We start from the raw sequence: 12,965 nt of genomic DNA, 5'->3' as shown, positions 1-12,965 counted from the left end.
AAGTTTTCCTGGTCACAAAAGGAGCTGACGATGCATATTAACAATATTACGGCTTTCATCTCATATCTTCCCTGAAATTCAAGGCCATGTAGAGGTTGAAGGCGACCTCCGGGGGAAAGAGGGCAATCCTGTCGCCCTCGTTGACCGTGTCCTCGAAGACGGCGACCCTCCCGTTTCTCATGATCATCTTCACCCTCTCTTTCGGGATGCCGAGCCTGAATACGATGTCTTCGATCCCAAGACCCTCTTCAACGCTCATCTCTATGACGCCCGGGGGGTCGCCCGGGCCGTACTTCCTCAAAGATGCGAACAGTCTTACCGTTATATCCGCCATATCAGTTACTCCATCTCTCCTTCACTTTTTAGACTATAACTAAAAATGAGCATACGAGTCTCTTGAAAGCGACCCCTTTATCCGCCCGCCACGGGCGGAAATATCCCCACCCGGTCGTTGCTCTTTAAGCTTGTCGTCGAATCCCCGTGGACGCCGTTTACGAAGATGATCTTCTTTACGTCGGCGGGAAGACCCAGAGAGGCAACGATGTCCCCCACGGTGGACCCGTGAGGGACATCCATGAAAAAAGAATTTTGCGCCTCCTCTGGCGTGTGCTTCCTGAATCCCGCGAAGAGCTTGACCTCTACCTTCATCGGTTTCCCTGAATATGAAAGGCCGATCGATCCTGCCCGTGTCCTCATAAAAGAGACGGGCTTAAAGGGGCTTTCAAATCGGTCAGAAGTTGTATACCTGATCCAATTCCTTGTCCGTAACCTCGAAGACCTTGTTGTGGGGGGCCAGCTTTTCCTTGTAGAAGAAATCCGGGAGACGGTCGTCGGCGCTGGTAAATCCGGCCTTCTTGTTGAACTCCCTCTCGATCTTCAGGATCTTCATCCCCAGGGCGCCCACGTCATCGGCGGTGAGGTTCAGCCCGTACTGGGCGTTTAACATCTCGTAGACCCCCTCGAATCCGGACGGTATGTCCAGTACCGCAAAGGCTATGAAGAGACACAGTCCCGCGGTGTCCACGGCCGCGGTGGCTATCTGGAGGTTCCTGGAGGTATCCACCTGCCCCTCAGGCTTCAACGGGTCGACCTCTCCGCCGACTTTGAGGACGTTGGGGGCTATGGCGTATCCGGCCGTGTGGTCTCCCCCCATGGTTGAGGTGGCGTAGGTCACGCCGATTCCCATTATCGGCCTTGGGTCATATGCCGGAAGTCCCTGGCCTTTGACGGCCGGCACCCTGGAGACGTTGTAGGCCTTTCCGGTGGCGACCACTCCGTTGCCGAGTATCATTGCCAGCTCCGTTCCCTTGGGAACCTCCTTGAGGAGCTTGATGGCTCCCTTGGCGTCGCCGAATTCAAGGACCCCGCCCTCCATTGCCACGGCCATCGCATCCCCCCACTCGATGGTGTCGAGGCCGTAGTCGTCGCAGAGCCTGTCGATCTGGGCTATAGCGTCGAGGTCGTCGATACCGCAGTTGGCGCCGTTTGCCCATATCGTCTCGTATTCGGGGCCCTTCGTGAGGAAGTTCCCGTCCTTGTCGTGATAGCTCCTGGAGCACTGGATGACGCACCCGGGCATACAGCCGTGCTTGATCTTTCCGCCCCGCTCGAGGATCAGGTCGTGCTGCGTCTCGCCGCTGATCTTTTCCACCCCCTCGAACCTCCCCTCGGAGAAGTTCCTGGTGGGGTAGCCGCCCGCCTCGTTGACGATGTTGGCGAGGATGTTTGTGCCGAACGTGGGAAGGCCCTCCGAGGTGACCGAGTGCGTCTTGAGGGCGTCCAAAAGCTTCTTCGATGCCTTCTTGAATCCCTCAGGGTCAACCGCCTTGGGGAGTCTCCCCCCGGTGTCGTCCACGACGATGGTCTTGAGCCCCTTCGAGCCCATGACTGCTCCGACGCCTCCCCTACCGGCGTGCCTGGTGGGGCGGTTGTCGCGGTCGTTCACGGCGATGGACGACCCCTTAAGCAGCATCTCCCCCGCCTGGCCTATGGAGATGTAGCCCATCTTCTCCCCGTACTCCTCGGTCAGCTTGGCTACCGTGTCGTAGTTACCGAGGCCCTTCAGCTCATCGGCCGGCTCAAGCTTCCCGCCGTCCTTGGTGAGAACGAGCTTGTAGAGTCCCTTTTTCTTCGGCTTTCCTGAGACGATGACGGCGGCGATTCCCATCCTTCCGAACTTGGTGCCGACAACGCCGCCGGCGTTAGCCTCCTTGATTGTGCCGGTGAGGGGGCTCTTGCACCCCACCGACAGCCTCCCCGCGTTGGGGGCGGAGGTGTTGTTCAGAAGCCCCGAGGCTATCACGAGCTTGTTCTCCGGCCCGAGGGGATCGCACTTCGGCGGCACCTCAGAAGCCACGATAGTCGAGGTAAGTCCCCTTCCTCCCAGCCCCTGGTATTCCTTCGGGACCGGCTCCACCTCTACGGTGAGGTCGTCCATGTTCACTCTTACTATCTTTTCCATAAAAACCTCCTTGAAAGATATTTACACAAAAATTGTTTGGCGATTGGCGTCTGGCATTTTTGACCTCAAAAAAAAAGGAAGAAACGACCGACGCAATCGAATCGATTACATCGGTGATTCTTCCTTTGCAAGCACGGCAGGGTAGAAGATTACTCCCATACCCCTATCGTCCCGTCAATCCACTGAGGATCCGTGGGATCGGAAGATACTATATAAAATGAAAACTGTCAGTTATATAGGTGTCGATTCATCTCCCGCTATGAAAAAACAATAAAAAAAGGAAGAAACAATCCGCATGAGAATATGCTCATGCCGGTGATTCTTCCTTTGCAAACGCGGCAGGGTAGAGAATTGCTCCCATACCCCTATCGTCCCAAATATCCCGGTGGGATGGGTGGGATCGGAAGTGCCTATTGTGGTGGTATTTCTATTGATGAGATATTATCAAAATATTTGCAGGGATGTCAAGGAATTTCGGGTTGTCGGGCGGTTAAAAATCGAGTCAAAAAGGGTAACCGATTTTTTATAAACTACGGTCTATCTCGCGCAAAAGGAGGTCTTTTCCCTACATCGATGGGAAGCGGCAATCGTCATAAAAATAAAGAGATACTACTTTCAGTAGTTTATCTTGAATATGTCCCCGAACAGCAGCGAAAGCTTCAGCTTTCGTCTGATGTTGCAGATAATGTATTGTCGCCTGTTCAAGACGTAATGAAAGAGCTGCCTCATAAATCCGAAGATACGCTGAAGCCTCAAGTAAAAGATATAAATACCGTTTGGACTCCTGTAGTTCGCGGACGGGGCATATCCCAGTCTCTTCATTGTCTCCGCGCAGAGCGATTCTATAAGCGATATCTGCCGTCGAGACAAGTCTGAGCGCCAGGCATCCAGCCTTTGCGGATCCGGCGGTTGTCCGATTTTTACGTTAATTTTATTGTAAAATTTGCTGTATTCTTTCGTTTTTGTCTTATCCTGATCTAATATCTCCCGCTCAAAATTGACTTCGATAAATCTGCAGATACCCTTCAGGGTCTCTTCGGGGTCAGTGATTAGACTCTCATATCTTACTTCGAGGGTATCCTCCGGGTACCTTTTCTTCAGCGAAAGCCCCTGGTTTACATCCCTGTTCCATCTGAAGGATCCGTAATAGGCATTGCTCCTATGCACATCCGAATTGATTAGGGAGTTGACCACCGCCCTGGGATCTCTTATGACGTGGATAAACCTTGAATCGGGATAGGCCGTTTTAAGGAGTTCGCCGTGCCTTATGAAGCGGGGGGTCTTCTGTCCCCATATGACTTTGCCGTTCTTCTCCATATAGAGCTCGTGAATCCTGTCGATCAGGCCCTCTGGTGTGGAGCAATCGTTTAACATGTTTGGAGTAATTTCAAGCCCCCACTCGCCTATTTCGTGCTCCCTTACGATAAGCTCCTTCAAGGTCGATAATGGCTTTCGGTCCTTGACCGTGAGGTAATCGATGACAAAGAGGGATTCGAGAGGGATCGCTATCTTGGAGTGGCGATTGAGAATATTTCTGAGAAGGGTTGTGCCCGATCTCCCGCAGCCTACGATAAAGAACGGTGATATCATAAACGGTCGATTCAATAATCAGGTTAGTTCGTTACTTTAAACGGTTGTTATATCTGTGTGATTTGATGATTTGAATTATAGTTGGATATACATAATATATCAAGTGGATTAATATTTGAAGTGGGATGGCTTTTCCCAATACCCCCGGGGGGATCGGTTATTTTCCCTCCTCCATGTCAAAAAGCATGGCAAAGAGCAGGAACTGGAGTCCGATGATAATAAGAAGGGACACAAGGACCGCCCGGGACCCGGTGACATGATACCCGCTTAAAAAGAGCTTGTCGAAAATCAGGTAAAGACCGCCTAAAATGCCGGCCGGGAGCAGTATAAATCCGAAATAGTAGAAAAAGACCAGGGGATGAAAGTCCAAAAAAATATACCTGAATTTCAAACGCCAGAAGAAGTTCCTTATCAACATGGGGGATACGCGAAGCGCGTAGCTCAGCCCCTTTATCTGCGACTGTCTCTCGCCAGGCAAATATATTGCGGTCCTGGGGACATCCACGATCTTATAGCCGTATGCGTTCAGCCTGATCAGAAAATCCATCGGGTAACCGTACTTTTTCCAGGCCCGATTCCAATCGATTGTGTCGATGGCCCTTTTGGTGATGGCCGTATAGCCGTCGACCACGTCCATCGTTTTATAGTAACCCGAGGCGATCTTTGTCAGTGCCGTGATGATCCAGTTCCCGATGAGTCTCGTCTTCGGCATCTTTTCCAGGGTGTCTTCAAGGCGGCTCAATAGAAACCGGTTCCCCTTTGCGTAGTCCACCTTTCCCTCGATGATGGGATCCAGAAAATTCTCTATTTCACTTAGGGGCATCTGGTTGTCTCCCCCCACCACGACGGCTATATCACAGCCGTCGTGAGACGACTTGAGATAACCCGTGATGATGGCCCCGCCGGGTCCCTGGTTGATCTCATGCCGTAGAAGATCTATCCTCGGATCGGCCTTCGCGCATTCCATGACCACGTCGTTCTGATTGTCCGGGCTGCAGTCGTCGACAACATATATCTTGTCTACTATATCCGGAACGGCCTCAAGGGTGGGCCTTATCAGCTTTTCTTCGTTGTAAGCCGGGATAACCAGAGATATTTTCTTGTCCTTGTACATCAGTAAAAACCCTTGATACAGCTCACTATAACGCCCGCCTGCTCCTCTGAAAGTTCGGGATAAAGGGGAAGGCTCAGAACCTCATCCTGATACCTGCTTGCCACGGGGAAGTCCGAGGGAGTGTGGCCGAGGTAGCCGTATGCGGGCAGGTTGGGAAGGGCCGTGGGGTAGTGGATTCCGGCGGATATGCCGTTGTTTTTAAGATGCTCCCTTAAGGCGTTCCTCTCCTTGGCCCTGATGACGTAGACGTGATAGACATGCTTGGCGTAATACTCCTCGACGGGCCTGATAATGTCGGGCACATCATTAAGCATCTCTCCATACAGCCTTGCGATGTTCCGCCTCTTTTCGGTCCATTCCGCAAGGTGCCTCAATTTGACATCGAGCACCGCGCCCTGGATGCCGTCCATCCTGCTGTTGACGCCCTCGAACTCGTGGTTGTACTTGCCGATACGGCCGTGGTTTGCCGTCTTTCTCGCCCTCTCGTTCAGCTCGTCGCTGTTGGTTACGATCGCCCCCGCATCGCCGTAGGCGCCGAGGTTTTTGCCCGGATAGAAGCTGAAACAGCCCATGTCTCCGATGCCCCCCACCTTTCGTCCCTTGTACTCGGCGAAGTGCGCCTGGGACGCATCCTCTATCACAAACAGGTCGTGTTTTTTGGCGATCTCGATTATCGGGTCCATATCCGCCGGGTGACCGTAGAGGTGTACCGGCATTATCGCCCTTGTCTTTCCCGTTATCTTTTCCCCGATCCTCTTCGGGTCGATGTTGTAGTTTCGTGGATCTACATCGACGAAGACGACCTTAGCTCCCGTCATCGTTATCGATTCCGATGTGGCGATAAAGGAGTTTGCCGCCGTGATCACCTCGTCGCCCGATCCGATTCCCAGCGTCTTCATAGATATGAAGAGGGCGTCGGTCCCGTTCCCGACGCCGATACAGTGCTTGCCCCCGATTTTGGACGCAAAGTTCTCCTCGAAGTCGTTTACGTATTTCCCCTTTATAAAGGCCGTATCGTTGATGACTTTTGAGATTGCATCGTCAATTTCGGTTTTTATCGACAGGTATTGAGCGGTCAGGTCTACCAGTGGAATTTTCATTTGCCCCTTCGTAGGATTCATCGGGATATTTAAAGACTTAAAGACGCTTAAAAAGTTTAATGAAATGGTATCGAAACGGCTTCCAAGCTATGGTTTTCATCTGACAGGGCGATTACGGATCGCCCTTTATAGGTTGCCCAAGCCTAGCGCTTTTTCATGCCGTAAAATCAAAGATAGATCCGCTCTCCCTTGTTCGAGAGCGATCGCGTTGCGCCCTCCAGTATCTTTGTCACCATAAGCGCGCTTTCGCCGTCCGAAACGGGCTTCCCGTTGTTTATGATGCAGTTGATGAAGTCTCTTGCCTCCAAGGAGAGGGGCTCGGTAAAATCGATGCTCGGAATCAAGAGATCGCCGGCCCTGTGAATGAGCTGGAACTTCCCGAAATCATCGTATGACCCGAGCGACCTTTCCATGTTGACCTTATCGATCCCCTTGTCAAATATCTGTATCTTGTAATCGGCGACGTCGTCGTAGACAACCATCTTTTTGCTCCCGACAACCGTTATCCTGCGAACCTTATTCGGATCAAGCCAGCTTATGTGCACGTTGAATATGGTTCCATTTTTGAATTTCACCGTCAAGAAGACGACGTCTTCAACTCCTTCCTGTATATATGCCTCCCCGATGGCGCTTACCCACTCGGGCTCACTGTCAATCAGGAAAAGGGAGATGGAGACGTCGTGCGGGGCGAAGTTCCACATTGCGTTTATGTCCGACCTTATTCGCCCGAGGTTCAGCCTCTGTGAGTAGATGTAGTGTATTTCGCCAAGTTCCCCTTCATCTATCTTCTCTTTCAATTTGTGAACGGCGGCGTTATAGAGGAATGTATGGCCCACCATCAAGACCAAATCCCTCTCTTCGGCCATTGATATTATCTCCGCCGCCTCGTCGGTTTTTAGAGAGAGGGGTTTTTCTACAAGACAGTGCTTGCCGGAAGAGAGCGCGCTCATTACGTGTTTATAATGATCGTTGGCCGGAGTGGCTATTATTACTGCATCGACCTCTTCGTCATTCAATATTTCAGTGTAGTCGGAGATGACCTTAATATCTTTGTAGTTTGATGCAACATAAATCCTCCTCTCTTCACTCACTTCGGCCACGTACTTGATCTTGACATTTTCAATCCTATAGAAGTTTCTCAGAAGATTGGGCCCCCAATATCCACAGCCGATCTGGGCGATTGTTACCTGTTGAGCCAAAAGACCTCCGATTATCACTGAAGCGATAAATTTAATTGCTGTATTATAAATACAGAAAAACGGTTGTAATGTCAATATTAATATAGGAGTAATGTGGGGCAAATGAGTTGGGTGTTGCTGCTCTTTTCTTTGTCATGCAGGCAACTTTTGTCCAATAAGTCGCCTCTTTTTATATTTTCTCTGAATTAATCAAGAATAAATCCTGTCAACTTTGCGTACCGTATTTTTTTCACCCTTAGCACTTTTGGGGAAAAGGCTTTACAATAATTATCTGTTTTGGTATATTGTAATAGCTCATAATAATAATTAGTATTATATTCGGCCGCAAGAATACTCACTTCAATTTAAAAATCTCAAGAATAAGGTCGATAAAAAGGCATTAGAAGAGTTACAAGAATTCTATTCCTTAAATCTGTTGCGATTGGGAATATTTGGCAAATTTATTGTTAATATTCTTCAATATATTATCACGTATGCCAAATTGCTTAAAAACAAATAGTGACATAAATTGTACTTAAATATATAATAAGGTAACATGAACGCAATTCATCGTAATATCTTTATAGCGCTTTTATAAAATGTATATTTTAAGTATGTAACAGTATCTATCAATAGAACTCGATCTTTACAAAACCATCAACATTGTATCTTTTCCATGAAGTGAAATGGTTTTTTGGCGGATAACATGAAGGCCGAAGAACAATCAAAGCAGTTAAACGTTTTGCTTATTGAAGGTAATAATGATGATGGGCTCTCCTTTTCCAAGGCGTTAAATGACAGCCAATTTCCCTTTAAAGTGACCGAATTCAATTCACCATGCGATGCCCTTAATTTACTTCGCAAAGATCCTGCTTCATTCGATGTTGTTGTTGCCGAATTCATCTTGCCCAATATGTCGGGTCTCGATGTTTGCAAGAAGATTATTAATGAGGGGATCAATCTGCCCTCGGTAATCTTGGCGGATGTCGGCTCTGAGGATGTTGTGTTCGAGGCGCTGATGATGGGGGTCGATGACTACATCATTAAGGACCCGGACGGGGAGTATTTAAAATTACTCACACCGGTTCTATGGGGAGTTGTAAACAAATACAATGACCGACTGGCAAGAGAGAGGGCTGAAGAGGCGTTAAAAGAGAGCGAGGAGGAAAACCTCCTTTTGGCAGACAATATCGTTGAATATGTCTTTAAGACGGATATGGAGCTTGGCATGACTTTTATAACAGAGTCATCCGTCCACACAATCGGCTACACGCCCGATGAGATGATAGGGATGAAGATCTGGGAGTTATGTTCGGACGAATGCCACGAAAAGTTTGAAGAGATAGTGGCAGAAGAGCTCTCCAAGGGGCAGCATAAAGCCGGGAGGACTATTGCGGTCAACCTCATTCATAAGGACGGCAGGGAGGTACCCTCGGAGTTAAATATCAGGATTATATATGACGAGGATAAAAGGCCGACCGGAGTTCAAGGATCCGTTCGTGATGTTACCGGGCAGAGGATTGTAGAGGAGGCTCTAAAGGAGTCCGAGAAGAGATACAGGATGCTTGTGGAGCAGAGCGATGATTTGATATATATCTCCGATTTCGAGGGGAATTTCAAGTTTGTAAGCAGCGCCGTCGAGAAGATTATGGGGCTGCCGAGGGAAAGATTGATGGGCAAGAATTTCACAGAGGTTATGACTCCGGAGTCCCTCAAGCGGGCATCAGAATTGATAAAAAGGCAGCTTAATAGAGAGGATGTGGGCAGTTTTGAGATGGAGTTTTACGACAAGGACGGAAACATAGTTACGGTTGAGACAAAGGAGAAATGGGAATGGGAAGATGATAGGGTGGTCGAGATTCACGGCATCGGCAGGAATATCACCGACAGGAAGCGTGCGGAGAAGGCCCTCATAGAGAGCGAGGAGAGGTTTCGGCTTGCCGCCAAATCCACGGGAGACCTCATTTACGAATGGGATGTTTTGACGGACGTCTTGGATTGGTACGGGGATATAGACGCCGCGCTGGGTTATGAAAGCGGCGAGTTCGGAAGGACCCTCGATGCGTGGCTTGAATTGATAAATCCGGACGAATCTAAAATGCTTGAAGATATGATAAGGCGTCACAGAAAAAAGGAGGGGTCGTTTTCTGTGGAGTATCGAATAAGGAGAAAGGACGGCTCCTGGAGGTATTGGATAGACCGCGGGACTGTAATGTTGAGTGATTCGGGAAAACCGATAAAGCTGATAGGCGCGTGTACGGATATAACTGAGAGGAGATTGGCGGAGGAGGCCTTGAGGAAGAGCGGGCTGCAGCTGAAAAATATCCTTTCATCCTCGGCTGTAGGCATAGGTCATGTTAAGGACAGAAGGATTGTCTGGCAAAATGAAGCAATGTCGGATATGTTCGGATTTAAAAGCGAGGAGGAATATTTAGGAAGAGAAGCCTCTTTTTTTGTCGCCTCGATCGAAGAATACAGGAGCATTGAAAGCAAGATTCTTGATGAGCTTGGATCGAATGTATCTTTGGAGATAGACGCAAAGTTGAGGCGGATGAACGGCACTTTATTCGACGGCCATATGAGGATAAGCCCCATTGATCCAAAAGATCCGAGCCAGGGAGAGATCGTCAGTATACTGGATATCACCAAACGAAAGGCCGCCGAGGAGGCGCTGAAGGAGAGCGAGGAGCTCTACAGGAATCTGTTCGAGACCGCCCTCGTCGGCATTTGGAGGGTAAACATTGAGGACGGCAAGTTCCTCCGCTCCAACCTTAAATGTGCGGAATTGGTCGGAGTGAAAACGGTTGACGAGTTGGTGAAAAATTACAAGGTGTCCGACTATTTTCCCCCCGACAAGAGGAAAGAGTTCTTTAAATTACTAAAAGAGAAGGGTGAGATATCCGGTTTCGAGACGCATTTCACCCTCAAGGACGGACTGAAAAAGTATGTCCTGATATCGGCAAAGTTGTTCCATGAAAAGGGCTATGTAGAGGGCGTGATAATTGATATCACCTGCCGCAAACTGGCGGAGGCGGCGCTTAAGGAGAGCGAGGAGAAATACAGGAACCTGTTTGAGAACTCTATCGAGCCCGTATTTACCGTGGACCTCGATGGAAATTTTACGTCGATAAACAGGGCATTTGAAGAGATGTGTGGTTATAAAGCCGGGGAGATGATAGGGGGAAATTATAGAAAATTCGGAGATGCCGAAACAGTGGAAAAAGTTTCTAAAGCTTACAATCTTCTCTATCGCACCGGAGAACCTATAAAAAATCTCAATTATAAAATATTTGATAAGAACGGTGAGGAAATAATAGTAGAGAGTTGTGTCGATGTAATTCGTAAGGGAGAAAAGATCGTCGGTTTTCAGGGATCGATCCGGGATATAAGCGATAGAAAAAGGATAGAAGAACAGCTGTTCAGGGCCCAGAAGATGGAGGCCCTGGGCACATTGGCGGGGGGTATCGCCCACGATTTCAACAACATCCTCGCCACGATCTTGGGGTACGCCTCATTTTTGAAAAATAAGGCAAGTAAATCCGATCCCTTTTACGAGGGGCTTTCCACCATCGAGAGTTCAGCCTTGAGGGCGTCTGATCTTACCTCCCAGCTCCTCGCATATTCGAGAAAGGGAAAGATCGAAGTAAAAACGATCAATATCAATAGGATTGTACAGGATGTCTATAACTTCATTGTAAAAACCTTCGATAAGTCCATAAAGATAAAGATCAAGATGGAAGATGGTCTGTATGCCGTCGAGGGGGACGAGTCCCAGTTGAATCAGGTCATAATGAACCTCGCCATCAACGCAAGGGATGCAATGCCCGACGGTGGTCTCCTTGAAATCTTGACATTTTCGGAGAGCGTCGAAGAGGAGATCGAAATGCGTTATTTTAATCTCAAGCCTGGAGAGTACGTCTGCCTGAAGTGTGTAGACACGGGGATTGGGATGGACGAAGAGATAATCAAGAGGGTTTTCGAGCCGTATTTCACAACGAGGGGAGATAAGGGCGGTACGGGGTTGGGAATGAGCGTTGTTTTTGGTATAATAAAGGGGCACGATGGTTACATCGACATCAGCAGTGCGCCGGGCGAGGGAACCGAGGTCAAGGTCTATTTCCCCGCGTCTAAAAAGAAGGAGGATTTACGTTATAGAAAATTAGTAGGGACAAAGAGCGGTTCCGAAACCCTCCTTGCAATTGACGATGAGAAGACTATACTATCTATGCTTAAGGGCGCTTTGCCGGATTACGGCTATAAGGTATTTTCCGCAAATTCCGGAGAAGAGGGGATAAAAATCTACAGAGAAAATAAGGACGAAATTGACCTCATAATTCTCGACATAAAAATGCCCGATATGGACGGGAAAGCCGTTCTTGATGAGATGATGAAGATCAATCCCGATGTCAGAGTGCTTCTTTCCAGTGGATTCAACGAAGAGGATCAACATCTCGATCTCCTGGAGAATGGGGCGGTAGGTTTTATAGGAAAGCCCTTTGTCTTGGATAAGCTTTTAGAGACGATGAGAAAGGTGCTTAATTAATGTAGTTTTTCTTTTGCGGTTGAAATAATTGTGTGAAAGGTGTTTGGAATGGCAATACGTGTATTTGAGGGTAAGGTTGTGGTTGTAACGGGCGGGGCCAGCGGAATCGGACTCGCAATCGCAAGGGAGTTCGGCGAAAACGGCGCCAAGACAGTCCTCCTAGACCTGGACAAGAAAACCCTCGACGGTAAGGTAGAAGAGCTTAAGAGGAACAAAATCGACGCGATGGGGGTGGTCTGTGACGTGACAGACGAGGCGGGATGCAGGGCGGCCGTCCGTAAGGTAATCGAAAACTTCGGAGGGATCGATCTCCTCGTCAACAACGCCGGCATCACCCAGAGAAGCGGTTTTCTGAATACGGAGGTCTCAGTTTACCGAAGGGTGATGGATATAAATTTCTTCGGGTCGGTTATCTGCACAAAGGCGGCGATTGAAAGCATTGTCGAGCGAAAGGGTATGATCATCGCCGTGACGAGCATTGCGGGGCTCGCCCCACTCCTCGGGCGAACCGGCTACGCCGCCAGCAAGCACGCAATGCACGGTTTCTTTACCTCTTTAAGGACGGAGCTGAAAAGATACGGCGTCGATGTGATGATAGTGTGTCCCGGATTTACAAAGACCAACCTGCAGACGAGGGCCTTAGACGGCGACGGCACGGTGACGAAACACCCCCAGTCGACCACCGGCAGGCAGTATGAGCCGGAGGAGATAGCCAAAGCAGTCTACAGGGGCGCGGTGAAGAGAAAAAGGCTCCTCGTTTTGAGCCTCGTCGGCAAGTTTACCCACCTCTTGAACAAGGTGGCCCCCGGGCTGTACGAGCGGATCATGGTAAGAAAGATGAGCTCGGAGCTTGATAGATAATGGGGGTGTCGAAGTTCGATAAGGGGATTGCGGCATAAGTGCAGATCGGGAGGGGTCGGTAGGGGAGGGGGGGGGGGGGGGGGGGGGAAAGGGGGGGGGGGGGGGGGGGGGGGGGGGG

The 12,965-nt window shown here is 49.4% G+C and carries 9 protein-coding genes and 1 riboswitch; of the genes, 2 read left to right on the top strand and 7 right to left on the bottom strand.

Features of this window, described 5'->3' with window-relative positions:
• Positions 1 to 55: 55 nt before the first annotated feature.
• The 7 genes from JW984_06145 to JW984_06115 form a co-directional block, all read right to left on the bottom strand.
• The gene (locus JW984_06145) at positions 56 to 334 is read right to left on the bottom strand and encodes a MoaD/ThiS family protein (GenBank protein MBN1572765.1); all 279 of its coding nucleotides are present in this window, start codon (positions 332 to 334) and stop codon (positions 56 to 58) included.
• A 77-nt stretch (positions 335 to 411) separates the two neighbouring features.
• Entirely contained in the window at positions 412 to 648 is a 237-nt protein-coding gene (locus JW984_06140) for a MoaD/ThiS family protein (GenBank protein ID MBN1572764.1), read from the bottom strand.
• A gap of 82 nt (positions 649 to 730) precedes the next feature.
• Complete coding sequence (locus JW984_06135; GenBank protein ID MBN1572763.1) at positions 731 to 2,461, bottom strand: aldehyde ferredoxin oxidoreductase; 1,731 nt, start codon at positions 2,459 to 2,461, stop codon at positions 731 to 733.
• A 104-nt stretch (positions 2,462 to 2,565) separates the two neighbouring features.
• Positions 2,566 to 2,677, bottom strand: a riboswitch (molybdenum cofactor riboswitch).
• A 399-nt stretch (positions 2,678 to 3,076) separates the two neighbouring features.
• Positions 3,077 to 4,051 carry a sulfotransferase gene (locus tag JW984_06130; protein MBN1572762.1) on the bottom strand — a complete coding sequence of 325 codons (975 nt, stop codon included), beginning with the start codon at positions 4,049 to 4,051 and terminating at the stop codon, positions 3,077 to 3,079.
• 157 nt (positions 4,052 to 4,208) lie between these two features.
• Complete coding sequence (locus JW984_06125; GenBank protein MBN1572761.1) at positions 4,209 to 5,165, bottom strand: glycosyltransferase family 2 protein; 957 nt, start codon at positions 5,163 to 5,165, stop codon at positions 4,209 to 4,211.
• Positions 5,165 to 6,265 (bottom strand): DegT/DnrJ/EryC1/StrS family aminotransferase, encoded by a 1,101-nt coding sequence (locus JW984_06120; GenBank protein ID MBN1572760.1) that lies wholly within the window; start codon positions 6,263 to 6,265, stop codon positions 5,165 to 5,167. The genes JW984_06125 and JW984_06120 overlap by 1 nt, the downstream gene beginning before the upstream one ends.
• A 167-nt stretch (positions 6,266 to 6,432) precedes the next feature.
• Positions 6,433 to 7,464 (bottom strand): Gfo/Idh/MocA family oxidoreductase, encoded by a 1,032-nt coding sequence (locus JW984_06115; protein MBN1572759.1) that lies wholly within the window; start codon positions 7,462 to 7,464, stop codon positions 6,433 to 6,435.
• Between the two features lie 685 nt (positions 7,465 to 8,149).
• Here JW984_06115 and JW984_06110 point away from each other — a divergent pair.
• Entirely contained in the window at positions 8,150 to 11,986 is a 3,837-nt protein-coding gene (locus tag JW984_06110; protein ID MBN1572758.1) for a PAS domain S-box protein, read from the top strand.
• 48 nt (positions 11,987 to 12,034) lie between these two features.
• Complete coding sequence (locus JW984_06105) at positions 12,035 to 12,847, top strand: SDR family oxidoreductase (GenBank protein ID MBN1572757.1); 813 nt, start codon at positions 12,035 to 12,037, stop codon at positions 12,845 to 12,847.
• Positions 12,848 to 12,965: the final 118 nt, after the last annotated feature.

It is taken from the genome of Candidatus Zymogenus saltonus, from assembly GCA_016929395.1.
GTDB lineage: Bacteria > Desulfobacterota > Zymogenia > Zymogenales > Zymogenaceae > Zymogenus > Zymogenus saltonus.
Note: the sequence above shows the minus strand (reverse complement) of the source record. Positions and strands in the feature narration are given on the sequence as shown.

Excerpts from the sequence above, each read along its gene's own strand:
- JW984_06145 (MBN1572765.1), bottom strand. The coding sequence starts at position 334 with ATGGCGGATATAACGGTAAGACTGTTCGCATCTTTGAGGAAGTACGGC.
- JW984_06140 (MBN1572764.1), bottom strand. The coding sequence starts at position 648 with ATGAAGGTAGAGGTCAAGCTCTTCGCGGGATTCAGGAAGCACACGCCA.
- JW984_06135 (MBN1572763.1), bottom strand. The coding sequence starts at position 2,461 with ATGGAAAAGATAGTAAGAGTGAACATGGACGACCTCACCGTAGAGGTG.
- JW984_06130 (MBN1572762.1), bottom strand. The coding sequence starts at position 4,051 with ATGATATCACCGTTCTTTATCGTAGGCTGCGGGAGATCGGGCACAACC.
- JW984_06125 (MBN1572761.1), bottom strand. The coding sequence starts at position 5,165 with ATGTACAAGGACAAGAAAATATCTCTGGTTATCCCGGCTTACAACGAA.
- JW984_06120 (MBN1572760.1), bottom strand. The coding sequence starts at position 6,265 with ATGAAAATTCCACTGGTAGACCTGACCGCTCAATACCTGTCGATAAAA.
- JW984_06110 (MBN1572758.1), top strand. The coding sequence starts at position 8,150 with ATGAAGGCCGAAGAACAATCAAAGCAGTTAAACGTTTTGCTTATTGAA.
- JW984_06105 (MBN1572757.1), top strand. The coding sequence starts at position 12,035 with ATGGCAATACGTGTATTTGAGGGTAAGGTTGTGGTTGTAACGGGCGGG.